This window comes from Devosia riboflavina (assembly GCF_000743575.1).
In the GTDB taxonomy this organism is placed as follows: Bacteria; Pseudomonadota; Alphaproteobacteria; order Rhizobiales; family Devosiaceae; genus Devosia; species Devosia riboflavina.
On the sequence record NZ_JQGC01000008.1, the window covers coordinates 1 to 17,533 of the forward strand.

Genomic DNA, 17,533 nt, shown 5'->3' on the forward strand with positions numbered 1-17,533 from the left:
GCCCGCGGCAAACCATTCAAACTTGCTATGATCGCAACCGTCCGAAAACTCATCACAATCCTCAACGCCATCGCCAGAACCGACTTAGCTTTTGCAAACTGATCCACGGTTGCTTGACCCGAGGACACTGCACCTGGCGATAGCGCGGCTAGTTTAGAGCCCTCGGGGCAAGCCCGAGGGTGACGTCCCTGGAGAATGCTCCACCCGTCGTCGTCATTGCCGGGCTTGTCCCGGCAATCCATCTCGCCGAGGCCTGCCATCCTATGGATGGCATGGACCACCGGGACAAGCCCGGTGGTGACGATGGAGGGGAGGTATGCGCATCGCGCCGATGCCGAACCTCCCCCGCGTCCCGCGCATGACAGATTCATCACAGACGCGCTTTCATTTAGTAAGTGGGCATATTATATGCGCGCTTATCAATTGGACTCGCGCCGATGAAGAGCATGGAGACAGCGCCGATATTTTATCTGATCCACGAGGTGGGACGGGCTTTTCGCCGCCAGCTCGAGGAGCAGACGCGCGACCATGAGCTGACGCTGCCGCAGTGGCGGATCATCACCCGGCTCGGGCGCGAAGACGGCATGTCGCAGGTAGAACTGGCGGCGGCGATCGATACCGATCCGATGACGCTGAGCGCGATTTTGAAGCGCCTGTCGGACCGCAAACTGGTGCGACGAAAACCCGATCCGCAGGATGGACGGGCCAAGATCGTGACGCTGACGGATGAAGGCCTCTCGCTCTACCGCATGGTCGAGACGCTGGGCACCGAACTCTACAAGACCGCCATTGCCGGGATGGACAAGGCGGAGACCGAGGCCCTCGTGGAAGGCCTTGCAAAAATTCGAGACAATCTTGCCGGCGGCGACGCCGAAACGAAGGACGAAGTCTGATGAACGCCCATGCGCCTGAACCCAAGCCCGGCGAGGCGACCCCTGCACCGGCCGATGCAATTCTCACCCCGGCCGAGCCGGCAAAGAAGAAGCGCCGTCCCGGCCGTCTTCTGCTTATGGTCAGTGTGCCCGCGCTTCTCGTTGCGGCTGGCGGCTATTTCTACCTGACCGGTGGTCGGTTCGAAGAAACCGACAATGCCTATGTGCAGCAGGCCAAGGTGGCGATCTCGGCTGACGTGGCCGGGCGCATCACCGAAGTGGACGTGACCGAGAACATGCTGGTGCATGCGGGCGATACCATTTTCTCCATCGATGCCGAGCCTTATGAAATTGCGCTCGAACAGGCCAATGCGGCGCTGGGCACGGCGCGGGTCAATGTCGAGCAGCTCAAGGTCGCCTATGCTACGGCGGAAAAGGCGCTGAAGGCCGCCAATGACGTGCTCGCCATCCAGCAATCGACGTTTGACCGCCAGGATAACCTCGTGAAGCAGGGCATTGCTTCGACGGCGACGCTGGACCAGCCGAAGCTGTCCTTGCAGCAGGCGGAAAATGCCGTTTCGACGGCGCAGCAGCAGGTCAACAATGCGGCGGCCGCCCTTGGCGGCAAGGCCGACATTGAGACCGACGACCACCCGGCGGTGAAGACTGCACTGGCGCAGGTGAGCCTGGCCGAACGCAATCTGGCCAAGACCAAGGTTGTGGCGGTGACCGATGGCGTCATCAGCCAGATCGCCAGCCTCAATGTCGGGCAGTTCGTCGCCGCCGGCACGACCATTGCGAGCCTGGTTGAAACCAAGGCGAGCTGGGTTGAGGCCAATTTCAAGGAAACGCAGCTCGCCGGCATTCATGTCGGCATGCATGCCGAGGTGATGGTCGACGCCATTCCGGGCAAGGCTATCGAAGGCACGGTGACCAGCATTGGCGCCGCGACCGGTTCGGAATTTTCGCTGATCCCGGCCCAGAATGCCACCGGCAACTGGGTGAAGGTAACCCAGCGCGTGCCCGTGCGCGTCGACTTTGGCGACGACGTGCCGGCCGAACTGCTGCGCTCGGGCATGTCGGCCTTGGTCAGTGTCGATACCGGCGCCAATACGCTCGATCGCATGACTGGCTCCGCCAAGCCGCTCTGATGTGATGGGCCCACGGGCCCATCCGCTTTTTCCATCAGGAGGCCAGCATGGCCGAAACGCTTTCCCAGCCCGCTCTTGTCGTCAAAAACAAGGGCATGCTCACCCTCGCGCTGATGCTCGGCACTATCATGCAGGTGCTCGACACCACGATTGCCAATGTGGCGCTGCCGCATATGTCGTCGTCGCTCGGCGCGTCGCAGAACGAAATCACCTGGGTTCTCACGTCCTATATCGTGGCGGCTGCTATCGCGACGCCGTTGACCGGGTGGATGAGCGATCGGTTGGGACAGCGGCGGTTGTTTCTGGGCGCGGTGATTGGGTTCACCGTCGCTTCGGCGCTGTGCGGCATTGCTTCGAGCCTGCCCGAAATGGTCGTGTTCCGCGTGCTGCAGGGCATTTGCGGCGCCATGATCGCGCCTCTGGCGCAGACGGTGCTGCTCAATATCAATCCCAAGGAACGCATCGGCCAGGCCATGGCCATCTATGGCATGGGCATCATGGTGGCGCCGATCATCGGGCCGTCACTGGGTGGCTGGCTGACGGAAACCTTTGACTGGCGTTGGGTTTTCCTCGTCAACGTGCCGGTGGGCGCGCTCTGCGTTGCCATGCTGGTGTTCTTCATGCCGCAGACCGAAGTGAAGAACCGGCGCTTCGACTTCTTCGGTTTTGGCATGCTGGCGCTGGGCGTCGGCGCGCTGCAACTGATGCTCGACCGGGGCGCGGAGAACGACTGGTTCCATTCGGTCGAAACCTGGATCGAGCTGGGCATCGTCATTGCCGGGCTCTGGGTGTTCCTCGTGCACTCGCTGACAGCCAAGCAGCCCTTCGTTGACCTGAAAATGTTCAAGGACTTCAACTTCTCGCTGGCTTCGGTGCTGATGGGCGTGATGGGGATCACCCTGTTTTCGGGTCTCGCACTGCTACCGCCCATGCTGCAGAACCTGATGGGCTATTCGGTGATCTTTACCGGGCTTCTTATGGCGCCACGCGGGGCGGCGACGCTCGTGTCGATGATGATCGTGGGGCGGACCAGCGGCAAGGTCGATCCGCGCATCATGATGCTGATCGGTGCCGTACTGATGAGCTATTCGCTCTGGCAGATGACCAGTTTTTCGCCTGATATGGACTATTGGCCTGTGATCATCACCGGGGCGTTGCAGGGTTTTGGCATGGGCTTCCTGTTCGTGCCGCTCTCGACCATGGCTTTTGCCACCATCGCGCCGAGCATGCGCGCCGATGCGACCGCCATGTTCGCGCTGGTGCGCAATATGGGGCAGGGGATCGGCATTTCGCTGGTGTCGGTGGTGCTCTCGAGCATGATGCAGGTGAACCATGCCGAATTGGCCGAGCGACTGACGGTCGACTCCATGGCGGTGCAGACGCAGATGCCGGGGCTGATTTCGGGCAATGCGCAGATTCTGGCGGTGATCAACGGTCTCGTGCAGAAGCAGTCGGCGATGCTCGCCTATCTCGACGATTTCTGGCTGATGCTGCTCCTGAGCCTTGCGTCCATTCCGCTGATCCTGCTGTTGCGGGGCGCGAAGAAGGACAAGAATGCGCCGGCAAAGACCAAGGAAGAGCTGGCTATCGAGCGGGCTCATGCCATGGGGGAATGAACAAGGGGCGGCCGAGAGGCCGCCCTTTTTAGTTCAGTCTCCGGCTGTTCGCCGTTTCTACTGGAGAATGCGCTCGAGATTGTATTCGCCGGTGCGGATGCGGTCGGGCAATTGCGCCACGAGGTCGGCGGTCGCTTCATCGCCATGCATGCGCACGAAGGTGGCGAGGGCGGCAAAGAGCGAGGCATGCGCCAAAGCCGAAGTTTCGAGCCCATCTTCCTCGGCCTCGTTCCAGGCCTCGGCCAGGTATTCGAGCGCGATCTGACGTTCCGCCTGTCCCTGTTCGAACGGGCTCTGGCCAGATGCCGGCGAGAAAATTGACTTGGTGGTGCTCATGCATGATCCCGTAGCACGCACCCCGTCCATTGGCGCGGCAGAAGTAAGCCGAAGGTTAACGGGAGGTAGGCAATTGCAGCTTTTTCGTTGGCCGCCTATTCGGCAAACCGCGTATGGATGGCGCGAGCGAGCTGCTGGGCCTCAAAGAGCAGGCGCCCGAGGGCTTCGCGCGAGGCGGGCGTGCAATGCCGATGGAGGCGCGAAAAGCCGGTATAGCCGGTGTTGAAGGCCCCGGCGAGACGCTGGCGGCGGTCTTCGTCGGGCTCGTCGAGGCTGATCAGCTCGGCCATCTGCGCACGCCAATCCTCACTGCCGGTTTTGCACAGGGGCTGCAGGTAATAGAGCGATCCCATGACCTCGGCGAGCCGCTCCATCTGCCGCTGATAGGGCGGGTCGATGGCAAGGGTGGGGCCGGCGGCGAGAAGCGCCAGGGCGAGGCCGGCGATGGGGCGAAGGAATGCGCGCATGCCCGCCTCCTACCAGCTTTGGCCCAGAGTTCTAAAACACTCTTTGATGACGTCGTCGAGGCGGGAGGTGGTGCGTAGCGCGATCAGCATGCCGGGATCGACCCATTTGTGATCGGCGATCTCGCTGGAGGGTTTTACCGTGCCGACATAATCGGTGGTGGTGAAGACGGCGAGGCGATAGGTGCCGTCGCGGCCGAGCGACTGGGTGATGACATGGCGCGGATTGCGCACGGTGAGACCAAGCTCCTCCTGCACCTCGCGAATGGCGCATTGCTCGATAGTCTCGGTCGGCTCCATGCGGCCGCCCGGAAAGGTCCAGAGATTTTGATAGGGCGCGAAGGCGCGCTTGATGAGGAGGATCTTGCCGTGGCGTACGATGCCGACACTGGCGGCGTTGGGTTGGTCGGTCATGGCCGGAGCTGGTTTGCGATTCGTCTTCGGAGAGTCTACCTCTCCAACAGTAAAGGAGACACGCCATGTGCGGACGCTATGCGGTGACTTTGCCGCCCGAAATGATGGCGCAGCTCTTTCAGTTGCTGAATACGCTGCCGATGATGCCGCGCTATAATGTGGCGCCGACCCAGCCGGTGGCTGCCATCTGGGAAGAGGGCGGGCGGCGCGAGGGGCATTTTGCCCGTTGGGGGCTGGTGCCGCGCTGGGTGAAAGACCCGCGCGAATTTCCGCTGCTGATCAATGCGCGGGCCGAGAGCATGCGGGAAAAGCCGGCGTTTCGCGATGCGCTGAAGCATGGGCGCTGTGTGGTGCCGGCGAGCGGATACTATGAATGGCACACGGGGCCGGACAAGAAGAAGCGGCCCTATTACATCACGCGTGCCGATGGCGAGCCCATGGCGCTGGCGGGGCTTTATGCGACATGGAGCGGGCCGGAGGGGGAAGAGGTCGACAGCGTTGCGACCATTATCGTGCCGGCCAATCGGCAGCTATCGGTGGTGCATGATCGGATGCCGGCGATCCTCATCGGGCGCCAGCAGATCGATGACTGGCTGAATGTGCGTGAGGTTCGCGCTGACGACGCGGCGCAGATGGCGCTGCCGCTGGAGGATGGGGTGCTGAAATTCCATCCGGTGTCGACGCGGGTCAATTCGGCGCGGGATGATGATCCCGGGCTGATCGTTGAGGTGACCGAGGAAAAGCCGGAGCCGGTGGTGGCGAAGGCGAAGAAGGTGGTTGGCGGCGGTGGCGGGCAGATGGATTTGTTCTGAGACTACGTTCTCTTCGTCCTCCACTGGCTGTCATCCCGGCGAAGGCCGGGATCCATCCTGAGATCTCAAGATGGGCCCCGGCCTTCGCCGGGGTGACACCGAGGGTGGGAAGAGGCCAGCGCCAAGCACGCGCCCTCTAGCTTACATAATCTCGAAATGGCCCAGCGCGTCGCCCATGGCTTCTTCTTCCCAGCCGAGGTGGGAGAGCAGCACGCGTTCGAGCGTGTGGTAGATTTCGCGCGCTTCGTTGAAGCGGGTTTCGTTCGGTTCTGCGGCGAGATCGTTGAGGGCGGCCACCAAGCGTTCGAGCAGTTCGTGGACGACGACATGCTCGGCCGTGAGGCGTTCGGCGATGGCCTTGAAGGCGGGGCCCTGCTGGGCGAGCACGGGGAAGAGGTGGTGGTCCTCGATCGTGTGATGGGTATTTACGATGCCGCAGTGCTGGCCGCAGAGATTTCCAAAACGCCGGTAGTTGGCGACCATGGCCATATTGTCCGTCTCGGCGGCGATATCGGCTAGACTGGCCTGGCGGGCATTGGCGCGCTCGATGAGCTTTCCGAGGGTGACCATGTTGTCGCGCAGATGATCGTGGATCATGCGCAGATGATGTCCGGGCGCGCGCTGAGCCGCTGTGAGGTTTTCGAGAACCGGAATGGGCGGACGCGTGGCGTCGTCGAGGAATTTTATGTCGAGGAGCATGACGGGAGAGATGGGGCAGGCGAGGGGCCGGCGCAAGAACGCACATTGGGGGTACTGGGTAACATGAGTGCTCGCCCTGCCGGCTTGCCGGAGCGTTGCTGCGAGACTATATTAGCCAAGCTTAGCTAAGAAAGGTCCTGCGATGACCACAGTCAATATGCTTGAGGCCAAGACGCAGCTTTCCAAGCTCGTTGAAGCCGTCGAAAGCGGCGCGGAAGCCGAGATCATCATTGCGCGCAACGGCAAGCCGGCGGCGCGGATCGTGCCGATTGCGGAAAAGAAGTTGCAGCCGCGGCGGCTGGGGTTAGCCGAAGGCAAATATGATCCGATCGATTGGGACGAGTGGGATCGTAAGAGCATCGAGATCGCGAAAGTCATGACGGAAGGCGACATCTTCCCGCCGGGCAAGGGCGACGATGATGCGCCTACTTCTTGATACTCATGTTGCGATCTGGAGTGTCGTGAGCCCGGACCGTATTCCCCCGACCGTCCAGAATTTGATCGCCGATCCGGCCAACGAAGTCTTCGTCTCGGTGGTGGTGTTATGGGAGATTGCCATCAAGTCCTCCCTTAGGCGGGGGGACAGGATGCCGATCACGGCTGAATTCGCGCGAGAAGATTTCGAGCAGGCGGCTTTTACACTGCTCCCTGTCATGGCGCAGCACGCAATTGGGGTGGGTGACCTGCCGCATTTACATGGCGATCCTTTTGACCGCTTGATGCTGGCGCAGGCGCGGGCCGAAGGATTGCGGCTGATCACCGTGGATCGCGTACTGTCGCGCTACGATGACACCATCATCAGCTGGTGATTCCAGCCATTCGAGCGTAGCTCTCATGGCCTTCTCGCCTCATATCGCTCTACCGGAGCGACATGCCTTTCAGGACGGCTCGAAGCCCAGCATCTTTCCCGGATTGAGAATGCCATTGGGATCAAGCGCGGTCTTAATGGCGCGCATCATCTCCAGCGCCACCGGATCCTTCACCTGCTTGAGAAGGTCGGTCTTGAGCTGCCCGATGCCGTGTTCGGCCGAGACGGAGCCGCCGAGTTTGAGGACGACGTCATAAATGACCTCGTGCAGGGCTTCGTCATATTGGCTCATAAAAGCCTTGGGATCGGCGCCGGCGGGCTGAGAGAAATTGAAGTGGATGTTGCCGTCGCCCATGTGACCGAAGGGGACGGGGCGGATGCCGGGGGAGAGGCGTTCGGCGGCGGCGCTGCCTTCGGAAATGAGGGCCGGGACGGCGGCGATGGGCACGGAGACGTCGTGCTTGATGGAAGCGCCTTCCTTGGATTGGCACTCGCTCATCTGCTCGCGAAAGGCCCACATGCGGGTGCGGTCGGCGAGGGATTCGGCGATCACGGCGTCCGAGATCAGGGATTTTTCGAAGGTGGCTTCCAAGGCGGACTGCAGGGCGCCCGGCTCGGTGCCGGCCATGCGGGTGACTTCGATCAGCGCGTACCAGGGGGAGGGGCTGGCGGTGGGGTCGGCGTCGAGCATGCCGTGGCGGAGCTGGAAATCGAGGCCGATATGGGGGATCAGCTCGAAGGCATTGAGGCGGCTGCTGAGGCGCTGGCGCATGAGTTGGAAGACGTCGAGCGCGGCTTCGGGTGAGGCGACGTTGACGAGGGCGGTTTCGTGATCTTCGGGAAGGGGGAAGATTTTGAGGGTCGCGGCGGTGATGATCCCCAGCGTGCCTTCGGCACCGACGAGCAGGTCTTTCAGGTCGTAGCCGGTATTGTCTTTCTTCAGCGCATTGAGGCCCTGGTAGAGCCTGCCATCGGCGAGCACTGCTTCGACGCCCATGGTGAGTTCGCGGGCATTGCCATAGGCGAGGACGTTGACGCCGCCTGCATTGGAAGAGAGCACGCCGCCGATGCGGGCGGAGCCCTGCGAGGCGAGCCAGAGCGGGAACATGGCGCCTTCGGCCTCGGCGGCGCGATGGGCGTTTTCGAGGATGACGCCGGCCTCGGCGGTCATGACGCCGGCAGCGGTGTCGATGGAGCGGATGCGATCGAGGCGGGCGAGGCTGACGATGACTTCGGTGCCGAAGAGTGGCACCTGGGCGCCGACGAGGCCGGTATTGCCGCCCTGGGGGATAAGGCCGACGTGGTTTTCATTGGCCCAGCGGACCACGGCTTGCAGGGCCTCGACGCTTGGCGGCGTGACGACGGCGGCGGCGGTCTTGTGGAAGCGTTTGCGGGGTTCATTGAGGTAAGCGCCCATCTTGGCCGTGTCGCTGACGACGGCATCGGCGCCGACTATGGTGGCAAGTGCAGAGGCGATTTCGGCTGATGAGAGCGGCATGGAAACCTCGAAAAGGCAGGTGCACTCATGTGCCATAAGCGGAGGGGAGGTTCCAGACCAAGGCTTTGGGGCATGCCAGCTTTCCGCCTTTGCCCTCTGGTATCGCAAGCGAAAACGGTTAGGGTGGCGACGTTCATTTCTCTTAGATGAAGGTCGCGCTGCGATGGCGCGTTTATGCCCATGACTGCCCTCGATTGGCCGGACTTTTACTTCGCTCGCCACGGTGAAACCGACTGGAACCGCGAACAGCGTTATCAGGGCAGCCGGGACATTCCGCTCAATCGCAAGGGGCAGATGCAGGCGGACGCCAATGGAGTGCTCTTGCGCGAAATGCTGGAGCGCGATGGGGTGGATCCAACTTCGCTGAATTGGTTCGCTTCGCCGCTGAGCCGGGCTGCGGAAACCATGGACCGTATGCGGGCGGCGTTCGATGTGGAATTGCCGCCGGTGATCCACGACAAGCGGCTGATTGAAATTTCCTTCGGGGCGTTCGAAGGCCGGCTGCATGCCGAGATCGCGCGAGAACAGGCCGCCTTTGCGCCGGGCGAGCGCGACGAGAGCTATTGGCATTTTCGCCCGCAGGATGGCGAGAATTACGATGATGTCGCGGTGCGCCTGCTCGATTTTGCGCGGGAGCTGACCCATCACGCGGTGGTCGTGGCCCATGGCGGGGTGCTGCGGGTGCTGTGGCACCTGGTGGAAGGCACGCCGCGAAAAGATGTGATGAACTGGCCGCCGCCGCAGGGCGTCATTGCGCATTTCGTCGGCGGCAAGATGGCGCTGCACAAGGCGAAGAACACTTGGGACGCGCCGGTCGATTGACCTGATGCCGTCTCGTCCCTAGAACCGCAGCCAACAAAGGGCGGCGCCATGTCTTTCAATACGTTTGGGCATCTTTTCCGTTTCACCACCTGGGGCGAGAGCCACGGGCCGGCGCTGGGCGTGGTGGTCGATGGCTGCCCGCCGGGGATCACGCTGACGCCGGAAATCATCCAGCGCGATCTCGATCGCCGGAAACCCGGGCAGAGCAAATATACGACGCAGCGGCGCGAGGCCGACGAGGTGAAAATCCTCTCGGGTGTGTTCGAGGATGAACGCACCGATGGGCCGCGGACGACCGGCACGCCGATTTCGCTGCTGATCGAGAACACCGACCAGCGCTCCAAGGACTATTCGGAAATCCGCGACAAGTACCGTCCGGGCCATGCCGATTTCACCTATGACCAGAAGTATGGCATTCGCGACTATCGCGGCGGCGGGCGCACGTCGGCGCGGGAAACGGCGGCGCGGGTGGCTGCGGGTGCGGTGGCGCGGCAGGTGCTTGAGGGCGTGACCATTCGCGCGAGCCTCGTGCAGGTTGGGCCGCACAAGATCGACTACAACAATTTTGACTGGGACCAGGTCGGAGAAAACCCGTTCTTCTGCGCCGATCCCAAGGCGGCGGAATTCTGGGCCGACTATCTCGATGGCATCCGCAAGGATGGCAATTCGGTGGGGGCGGTCATCGAGGTCGTGGCCGAGGGCGTGCCGGCGGGCTGGGGCGCGCCGGTCTATGGCAAGCTAAGCGCGGACCTGGCTTCGGCCATGATGAGCATCAATGCGGTCAAGGCCGTGGAAATTGGTGATGGTTTTGGGGCCGCGGCGCTGACGGGCGTTGAAAATGCCGATCAGATGCGGGCCGGGGCGGACAGGCCGTATTTCCTATCCAATCATGCCGGCGGGATTTTGGGTGGGATTTCCAATGGTGATCCCATCGTGTGCCGCTTTGCGGTGAAGCCGACCTCGTCGATCATTACGCCGCGCCAGACGGTGACGACTGGTAATGAGGACGTCGATATCATCACCAAAGGGCGGCATGATCCGTGTGTTGGTATCCGCGCTGTGCCGGTGGGTGAGGCGATGATGGCGTTGGTGCTGGCCGATCATATGCTGCGGCATCGGGGGCAGACCGGGCGCGAGGGCGCCGTGGGTTTCCAGCGGAATTAGGTTCGCTCCGTTCTTCCTTCTCCCCTTGCGGGATGAGGGGTATTGCGGCGCAACCACCTGCTCCTCTGCGGAGGAGGGGTACCCCTCACCCTGGATTTTTTGCTGAACGCAAAAATCCTGTCCCTCTCCCGCAAGGGGCGAGGGAGGCTCGGCGCCTAGGCCAAGCCCAATCGCATCCCGAAAATTCCCCGGCTGACTTTTAGGGCGCCGCGCTCTTCCAGATATTCGACATGCGCCGCCATGGTCATCCGGGCGGCCAGGCGGATCTTTGTCGGTTGGGTCGGATAAATCTCTTTCACCACTGCGCCGAGCGTGCGCGCGCCGTTGCCAACGGCGGCGAGCAGTTGGTCGTTGCGCATTTGGCGATGGGCTTTGAGGGCGGCCGCGTGGGCGGGGCCATCGGCGATGGGGCCGCCGTGGGCGGGGTGGTAGTGGCGGTAGGGTAGGGCGATGACCTTTTCGAGAGAGGCGAAATAGTCGGCCATTGAGCCATCGGGTACGGCAACGAGGGTCGAGTTCCAGCCCATGACGTGGTCGCCGGAGAGCATGATGTTTGCTTCCGGGAGGCCGAAGGCCAGGTGATTGGCGCAGTGGCCGGGGGTGGTGTGCGCGGTGACCTGCATGTCGCCAGCGTGGATGGTCTCGCCATCGACGAGGGTGCGGTCGGGGATGAGACCCCAGTCGCAGGAGCGTCTTATCGGGTTGCGCTCGAAGCGGCGGAGGGGGCGGGAGAGGCGGTGTTGGCCGCCGAACCAGAGGGGGGCGCCGTAGCGCTGGGCGAGGGTTGCGGCGGCGGCGCTGTGGTCGCGGTGGGTGTGGGTGAGGAGGATTGCCGTCACGGGGCGGCCGGCGATGGCGCGGTGGAGCGATTCGAGGTGGGTGGCGTCTTCGGGGCCGGGATCGACCAGGGCCACCTTTTCCGTGCCGATGAGGAAACTGTTGGTGCCCGTGAAAGTGTAGGGCGAGGCATTTGGGGCGGTGATGCGCGTGAGGCCTGGGGCCAGCGCCACGGGGGCGCCGATGTCGGGGCGAAAGCTGGTATCGAAGGTGAGGGGAGAAAGCGGAGCCATTGCGCCAACAAAAATGACAGACTAGAACATGTCGACCGAACACGGCGCGGTGAATAGCGCAACCGTGTCTTCTGCAAGAAAGGTATGAAATGGCCGTCACTTTGACCACGCCCAATACGCTGCTCGGCACCTTCCAGCCTAAGTCCGACGCAGCCAAGCTCGCGACCAACCTCGCGACTGTGGTGCTCGGCACTCTGGTGATCACGATTGCTGCCAAGATCAACGTGCCGGTCTGGCCGGTTCCGGTGACCCTGCAGAGCCTTGCCATTGCCGCTCTTGCTGCTGCCTTCGGCGCGCGCATCGGCGTTGCGACCGTTGCTCTTTACCTGGCGCAGGGCGCCATGGGTCTTCCGGTTTTCGCCACTGGCGGCGGCCTTCCCTACCTGATGGGCCCGACCGGCGGCTTCCTGCTTGGTTTCCTCGTCATGGCCGGCATCATCGGCTTTGTCGCCGATCGCGGTGCTTCGGCCAAGCCCATGACGCTGTTCGGCGCCATGCTGGTTGGCGAAGCCGTGCTGCTGGCGCTGGGCTTTGCCTGGCTGCTGCTGCTCTCGGGCCAGGCTCAGTGGATCGACCAGACCAATGTCCTCGCTTCGGCCTGGGCCGGCGCCGTGCAGCCCTTCCTCGTCTGGGACGTGCTGAAAATGGCTCTCGCCGCGCTGACCGTGACTGGCGCCTGGAGCCTCCTGGGCAAGAAGCGCTAAGCGTTTTCGCCTAAGACGAATTTAGGGCTGGCCTTCGGGCCGGCCCTTTTTGTTTGGCGCGCTAGAGGCGCTTGAGAAAGGCCAGGGTGGCGCGTTCGTCGGGATCGAGTCCGTCTATGGGGCGAAGGCGCGGGGCGAGCTTGAGGGCGCCGGCCTGCCAGTTTTCGAAGACGGCCGGGTGGATATAGCTCTGGCGGCAGACGGCGCGGGTATTGCCCAACCGGTTGGCGACCACGTCGACAATGCCGGTTAGCACTTTGGCCTGAGCGCGCTGGCTTTCGGCCACCGGCTGGCCGGCGAGGAGGCCATAGGCCCGCACCGTGCCGGCCCAGGTACGAAAATGCTTTGAGCTGAAATCGGGGCCGGCATGCTCGGCGATATAGTCGTTGATGTCGCGCGAGGTGATGGTGCGGTAGCCGGTCTCGTCCTCATATTGGAAGAGGTGCTGGCCGGGCAGGTCCTGCAAGGATTTGACGATGCGCGACATGCGGCGGTCGACCAGTTGCAGGTTCCACTCCTTGCCCGACTTGCCCTTGAAGCGGAATTTGAGCGTCTGGCCGGAAATGGCGACGTGGCGATTGCGCAGGGTCGTCAGCCCAAAACTCTTGTTCTCGCGCGCATAGGTGGGGTTGCCGATGCGGATGAGGCTGTTGTCGAGGAGCCAGACGACCGAGGCGGCGACGCGATCAAGCCCAAGACTGCGGCGGCGGAGGTCGGCTTCGACCTGTTGCCGGAGGCTCGGCAGCTTTTGCGCGAAGGGCACGAGATTGTCGAACTTGGTATTGGCGCGGGAGGCGGTCCAGTCCGGGTGATAGCGATATTGCTTGCGGCCGCGCTCGTCGCGGCCGGTGGCCTGGATATGGCCCTGTGGATCGCCGCAGATCCAGACATCCGTCCAGGCGGGCGGGATCACGAGGGCTTCGATCTGATGGCGCCTTTCGGGCGGAGCGGCGTGGCCCTTGTCGTCGATATAGGAAAAGCCTTTGCCGCGCCGCTGGCGGCGCCAGCCCTTATCGCAATCGGAAGAATAGTGGAGGCCATCCGGCGTCGGGGCGATCTCGTCGGCCCGCATGCGATCCCAAACCAGGTTTTGCCAAAGCATTTTAGGCCTCCCATCATCCGTGCGGGAAATGCGGGGGCAGGCGGGGTGGTTCCGGCGGGCTCGATTGGTGGGAGGAAAAGCACTTGTTCCGCCTGTTTCGGCAGGTCCCGGTCATCTAGGGATGGTTGCAGTTCCTAATGCCGATTCCATTCAGGGCAATGCCGACCAAATTCCAATCCGACAAGGGCGTCGTTTCGCCCGGCCCGACCGCCGAGGCAAAGTTTCCGATCTATTTCTGCGAAGGGTGCGGCGTGCCAAACGCGGGTTTTGGTGTGGCTCGTGTCGAAGGACGGCTCAGCTATTGCGGCTGGGAGAATGGCAATGCGGTGTGTGTCGGGAAGGGCAGAGCGGCCGATGGCGGAAAGGTGCCGCCGCCCACGCCGCCGTGGTAGCCACTCAGGGCTCCATGCCGTCGGTCACGGAGAAGAGCAGCCAGGTCAGAAATACAGCTCCGGGGGCTGCTCCCAACAGGTACATCTCGGTCATCTTGCCCTCCTTGGTGGAGGCGATAACGCGTTAACCTGCTGTTAGGATGCGGGTGTGCGGCGGAGAGAAGCGGATACTTTTGAGGGTACGAGGCGGTTTCCCCTCGGTGTTGGGAAACAAAAACCGCGCGTCTCAGAAATTTCGAAGAGGCCCGGTGTGAATGGCGGGTTTAGATAAAGCCCTCGCCCACTGTCCCGAAGCAGTTTGCCTTTGCTTTAGGTCGGCGTGCCCCGCCTAGGGTCTGAAAGGAACTTCAGATAAGGTGACATCGACGTCATATCCTTGTGCACCCATAAAGGTTTCGACACTGCGCGCCGTCAACTCTTGGTCAGTTCCGGGGCCAATCTTGATAGACAGAATTGGCAGGTTGGTGCTTGAATTGCCGATCGTGATGTAAGGGACGATCTTGTTCTGAAGCACGCGAAACTGCATGTCTTCAGGTGCAATGTCCCTCTGAATGACGTACCGCCACTCCCGTTCGTCTCGAAAGCCGAGGTGCTTGAATTTCGGCAGCAGACGAGAGATTCTGGCCAGCAAATCGGCCTGCTCTGCTTCCGCGTCTGCGGGGCCCAAAAGCTCTTCCAGCTCCGCGATATCGCGCAGTTCTGCTTCCAGCGCGTCTTTCAATCTACTTGCGGTCGTGAGTTTTGCGTAGACCACGTTAAGGAGCGTGGCCTTGTCCTTCTGCAAGCGCTTTGTCAGGGCTCGTTGATCGAAGGTCAACGAAACGCCTTGCACAGCGCCACCGTACCCCCGCCACTGGCTCAGGTTGTCGTTATCCCCACAGAAGCATGCAACGTAGCTCTGCGCCTGCAGACCTTTCCTTAATTCGGTGAAAGCAGTTTCAATCGCACCTCCCCACGCCTTTAGGGCCTTTTGCGATGAAAGCAATTTGATTGCCTTCTGTGAAGCGTCCAGCGCGTGCGTCAGCTCTGCCCTATCGTTCAAGAAAGACGCGTTCGACGCCCAAAGAGCCTTTGTTCTGATTATTCCCTCTAGGCCAGTGAGGGTGGTATAATGGGTCAATTCTTTCGGCGGTCTGGGTTGTCGAGCGCCAGCTTTTGCCTGGATGTTCTTTGAAGCCGCCACCATCGTCTGTTCCCCCAGACCAATATATTGGTCCAATCCATATCATTCTTGAGAACGGCGCCATATACGGCGCGGTAAAGATCGCATTTCAACGAACTGTGTCGGGAAACAAAAAACCGGGCGTCTCGGAAATTTCCGAGACGCCCGGTTTGATTGGTCGGAGTAGAGTGATTCGAACACTCGACCCCCTGCTCCCGAAGCAGGTGCGCTACCAGGCTGCGCTATACTCCGTCAGGTGTCGCTCGGGATGCGCTGGCGGGCCAGTGCGATGCGCGACGAGCGGCGTTATAGCTGCGGATGCCGGTGGGTTCAAGCGCCTCGCACAAGCTTTTCTTCGTTATGATGACAGGTGTGAAAAACTCTGGAAATTCTTGGCGGTAGCGGCGGGCGCGGTGCCGGGCCATGCCTTGGTCTCAGGTGAGCACTTTCTGGCGCGTCTCGGTATCGACGAATGTGGCGGCCACGGCGCCGAGGACCAGGAGGCCCGCGAAAAGCCCGATGGCAAGGGTGAAATTCTGCACGAAGACCAGGGTCATGACCGAGGGTGCAAAGAGGCCGCCGAGCCGGGCCATGGCGCCGGCCGCGCCCATGCCGGTGGCGCGGGACACGGTGGGATAGAGCTCGGGCGTGAAGGCATAGAGCGCGCCCCAGGTGCCGAGGAGCGCAAAGCTCATCAGGAGGATGGACGCGCCCACGACATAGGCATCGCTGGCGAGGAGGAAGAGAATGCAGCCGGCCGCGCTGAGGAAGAGGAAGCCGACAAGGGTCGGTTTGCGGCCAATGGCTTCGACGCCCCAGGCGGCAAGGGCATAGCCGGGTATTTGCGCGAGGGCGACGAGGACGAGGAAGCCATAGCCGCGTACATAGCCGAAACCGTCATGGGCGAGGCGGGCGGGCAGCCAGGTGAAGATGCCATAATAGGAAATCGACACCAGGAACCACACTGCGAGAATGGAGATGGTGCGGCGGCGCAGGGCCGGGGTGAAAATACCCTGGATGGGTTCGATGGCCGGGGGTTCGATGAGGGCATTGGGCGGCAGCTCGGGCTTGCCGTTGGTGCGCAGGATCGTGTTGAGGACGGTTTTGAGTTCGTCCGGACGATTGCGGCGCTGCAGATAGAGCGGGGATTCGGGCACCCAGAGGCGCAGCCAGATGCCGACCAGCGCGGGCAGGGCCGTGACGGCGAAAATCCAGCGCCAGGCATCGGTCTCGACATGGAGGCTGGCGATCCAGGCAGCGAGGGCCACTGCAACGGTGCCGACGGCCCAAAAGCCTTCGAGGATGACGAGCCAGCGGCCACGATTTTTCGCGGGTAGAAACTCGGCCATCATGGCGTAGTCGACCGGCAATGTGCCGCCGACGGCGACGCCGGTAAGAAAGCGCAGGGCGAAGAGCGCGAAGAGGTTCGGCGCAAGCACCGAGAGCAGGCCGAAGAGGGCATCGCAGGCGACTGTGACGAGCAGCACGCGGCGGCGGCCGAAACGATCGGCGAGGCGTCCGAACAGGCTGGCACCGATCAGCATGCCGAGAAAGAAGACCGTGCCGATGTGCAGGGCTTCGGGCAGGGAAATGCCGAAGCTGGCGGCGATGGAAGCGCTGGTGAAGCCGACGGCGAGGACCTGCATGGCATCGGCGGCCCAGACGAGGCCGAAAATGCCAAGGAGCCGCCGCTGGAAACGGCCGGCACCGGCCTCGTCCAAAACCCGGTCAACCGAATAGGCCATGCTTATCCCTCTGCCCTTTAGGGCGGTTTACAGCCATGCGAGGAGCGAGAACAGCCCGGGCGGGTCGATATCGGTTCGGCTATTCGTATGAGCCAGGCGGATTTAGCCGCGAATGACCGCCAGATTGAACTGCGGCCCACCCAGTTTTTTCTCAAGACTCATCCAGAGCGGAATGAGCTGTTCCATGGCGCGGCAGGCGCCGAGGTCGCCGAGGTCGATGATATCCTGCCAGCCAAAACTTTCGAGGAGGGCGGTGACCTCGCGCTTGGCGGCTTCGTCATTGGACGCGATGAAGACCGAGTGCTTTTGCTGCAGATTGGCCGGATCGACCATGAGATGGGCGCTGACGCTGTTGAGTGTCTTGACGACGCGCGTCTCCGGATGGGCTTTCTGGATGGCCTCGCCGAGGGGCACGGCGATGGGGTGGTCGACGGCGCTGTCGTAATTGCCGATGTCGACGAGGATTTTGCCGGCGATGTCGCATTGGCCGAGAACGCGCAACGAGGTTTCGCCGGGCAGGGCATTGACGACCCACTCGCCATGGGCCGCCGCTTCCGTCGCCGTGCCGAGTTTCATGCCGGGGAAATCGGCGGCCTTATCGGCGGCCCTACGTGACCCCATCATGACGTCGTGGCCGAGCGAAGCGAGCTTTCGCGCTATGCCACCGCCGACCTGACCACTGCCCAAAACGCCAATCCGCAT

At 62.4% G+C, this 17,533-nt stretch carries 20 protein-coding genes and 1 tRNA gene; 10 read left to right on the top strand and 11 right to left on the bottom strand.

Annotated elements, in window-relative coordinates:
• Positions 1-437 precede the first annotated feature (437 nt).
• From JP75_RS10550 to JP75_RS10560, 3 genes are read left to right on the top strand one after another with little or no spacing between them, the layout of a single operon-like run.
• Positions 438-893, top strand: a complete 456-nt coding sequence (locus JP75_RS10550) for a MarR family winged helix-turn-helix transcriptional regulator (protein WP_035082552.1) — start codon at positions 438-440, stop codon at positions 891-893.
• Positions 893-2,023, top strand: a complete 1,131-nt coding sequence (locus tag JP75_RS10555) for an HlyD family secretion protein (protein ID WP_035082553.1) — start codon at positions 893-895, stop codon at positions 2,021-2,023. Before JP75_RS10550 ends, JP75_RS10555 begins: the two co-directional genes overlap by 1 nt.
• Before the next feature lie 47 nt (positions 2,024-2,070).
• Positions 2,071-3,639, top strand: a complete 1,569-nt coding sequence (locus tag JP75_RS10560) for a DHA2 family efflux MFS transporter permease subunit (protein WP_051960589.1) — start codon at positions 2,071-2,073, stop codon at positions 3,637-3,639.
• Between the two features lie 57 nt (positions 3,640-3,696).
• Here JP75_RS10560 and JP75_RS10565 read toward each other — a convergent pair whose 3' ends face one another.
• The 3 genes from JP75_RS10565 to JP75_RS10575 all read right to left on the bottom strand — a co-directional run bounded on the left by JP75_RS10565 (position 3,697) and on the right by JP75_RS10575 (position 4,853).
• Positions 3,697-3,975: a hypothetical protein gene (locus tag JP75_RS10565; RefSeq protein WP_035082554.1), complete on the bottom strand. Its 279-nt coding sequence runs from the start codon at positions 3,973-3,975 to the stop codon at positions 3,697-3,699.
• A gap of 95 nt (positions 3,976-4,070) precedes the next feature.
• Positions 4,071-4,442 carry a TIGR02301 family protein gene (locus JP75_RS10570; RefSeq protein ID WP_035082555.1) on the bottom strand — a complete coding sequence of 124 codons (372 nt, stop codon included), beginning with the start codon at positions 4,440-4,442 and terminating at the stop codon, positions 4,071-4,073.
• A gap of 9 nt (positions 4,443-4,451) precedes the next feature.
• Positions 4,452-4,853: an NUDIX hydrolase gene (locus tag JP75_RS10575; protein ID WP_051960590.1), complete on the bottom strand. Its 402-nt coding sequence runs from the start codon at positions 4,851-4,853 to the stop codon at positions 4,452-4,454.
• 65 nt (positions 4,854-4,918) lie between these two features.
• On the opposite strand from JP75_RS10575, the gene JP75_RS10580 reads away from it, so the two are divergent.
• Positions 4,919-5,665 (top strand): SOS response-associated peptidase, encoded by a 747-nt coding sequence (locus JP75_RS10580; protein ID WP_035082556.1) that lies wholly within the window; start codon positions 4,919-4,921, stop codon positions 5,663-5,665.
• 141 nt (positions 5,666-5,806) lie between these two features.
• On the opposite strand, the gene JP75_RS10585 is transcribed toward JP75_RS10580, so the two are convergent.
• Entirely contained in the window at positions 5,807-6,400 is a 594-nt protein-coding gene (locus tag JP75_RS10585; protein WP_152565806.1) for a hemerythrin domain-containing protein, read from the bottom strand.
• 106 nt (positions 6,401-6,506) lie between these two features.
• On the opposite strand from JP75_RS10585, the gene JP75_RS10590 reads away from it, so the two are divergent.
• On the top strand, positions 6,507-6,800 hold the full coding sequence (locus JP75_RS10590; protein WP_051960591.1) for a type II toxin-antitoxin system Phd/YefM family antitoxin: 294 nt from the start codon (positions 6,507-6,509) through the stop codon (positions 6,798-6,800).
• Positions 6,784-7,173, top strand: a complete 390-nt coding sequence (locus tag JP75_RS10595) for a type II toxin-antitoxin system VapC family toxin (RefSeq protein ID WP_035082559.1) — start codon at positions 6,784-6,786, stop codon at positions 7,171-7,173. Before JP75_RS10590 ends, JP75_RS10595 begins: the two co-directional genes overlap by 17 nt.
• 69 nt (positions 7,174-7,242) lie before the next feature.
• Here JP75_RS10595 and JP75_RS10600 read toward each other — a convergent pair whose 3' ends face one another.
• Positions 7,243-8,670, bottom strand: coding sequence for an FAD-binding oxidoreductase (locus tag JP75_RS10600; RefSeq protein WP_035082619.1), 1,428 nt, complete (start codon positions 8,668-8,670; stop codon positions 7,243-7,245).
• A gap of 174 nt (positions 8,671-8,844) precedes the next feature.
• Between JP75_RS10600 and JP75_RS10605 the strand changes: the two genes are divergently transcribed.
• Complete coding sequence (locus JP75_RS10605) at positions 8,845-9,492, top strand: histidine phosphatase family protein (protein ID WP_051960592.1); 648 nt, start codon at positions 8,845-8,847, stop codon at positions 9,490-9,492.
• A gap of 48 nt (positions 9,493-9,540) precedes the next feature.
• Positions 9,541-10,656: a chorismate synthase gene (gene aroC / locus JP75_RS10610; RefSeq protein WP_035082561.1), complete on the top strand. Its 1,116-nt coding sequence runs from the start codon at positions 9,541-9,543 to the stop codon at positions 10,654-10,656.
• Between the two features lie 155 nt (positions 10,657-10,811).
• Here the strand turns inward: aroC and JP75_RS10615 are convergent, their stop codons facing one another.
• Positions 10,812-11,726: an MBL fold metallo-hydrolase gene (locus JP75_RS10615; RefSeq protein ID WP_035082562.1), complete on the bottom strand. Its 915-nt coding sequence runs from the start codon at positions 11,724-11,726 to the stop codon at positions 10,812-10,814.
• An 89-nt stretch (positions 11,727-11,815) separates the two neighbouring features.
• On the opposite strand from JP75_RS10615, the gene JP75_RS10620 reads away from it, so the two are divergent.
• Positions 11,816-12,430 carry a biotin transporter BioY gene (locus tag JP75_RS10620; protein WP_035082564.1) on the top strand — a complete coding sequence of 205 codons (615 nt, stop codon included), beginning with the start codon at positions 11,816-11,818 and terminating at the stop codon, positions 12,428-12,430.
• A gap of 61 nt (positions 12,431-12,491) precedes the next feature.
• On the opposite strand, the gene JP75_RS10625 is transcribed toward JP75_RS10620, so the two are convergent.
• Positions 12,492-13,532 (bottom strand): DNA topoisomerase IB, encoded by a 1,041-nt coding sequence (locus JP75_RS10625; RefSeq protein WP_152565807.1) that lies wholly within the window; start codon positions 13,530-13,532, stop codon positions 12,492-12,494.
• 137 nt (positions 13,533-13,669) lie between these two features.
• Between JP75_RS10625 and JP75_RS10630 the strand changes: the two genes are divergently transcribed.
• Entirely contained in the window at positions 13,670-13,924 is a 255-nt protein-coding gene (locus JP75_RS10630) for a hypothetical protein (protein WP_035082565.1), read from the top strand.
• A 328-nt stretch (positions 13,925-14,252) separates the two neighbouring features.
• Here JP75_RS10630 and JP75_RS10635 read toward each other — a convergent pair whose 3' ends face one another.
• From JP75_RS10635 to JP75_RS10650, 4 genes are all read right to left on the bottom strand, one after another.
• Positions 14,253-15,143, bottom strand: coding sequence for a DUF2971 domain-containing protein (locus JP75_RS10635; protein ID WP_035082567.1), 891 nt, complete (start codon positions 15,141-15,143; stop codon positions 14,253-14,255).
• A gap of 118 nt (positions 15,144-15,261) precedes the next feature.
• Positions 15,262-15,338 (bottom strand) — tRNA-Pro (locus JP75_RS10640).
• 182 nt (positions 15,339-15,520) lie between these two features.
• A complete protein-coding gene (locus JP75_RS10645; protein ID WP_035082569.1) occupies positions 15,521-16,831 on the bottom strand; it encodes an MFS transporter in 1,311 nt (436 codons plus the stop codon).
• Positions 16,832-16,933: 102 nt separating this feature from the next.
• Complete coding sequence (locus JP75_RS10650) at positions 16,934-17,533, bottom strand: NADPH-dependent F420 reductase (protein ID WP_035082570.1); 600 nt, start codon at positions 17,531-17,533, stop codon at positions 16,934-16,936.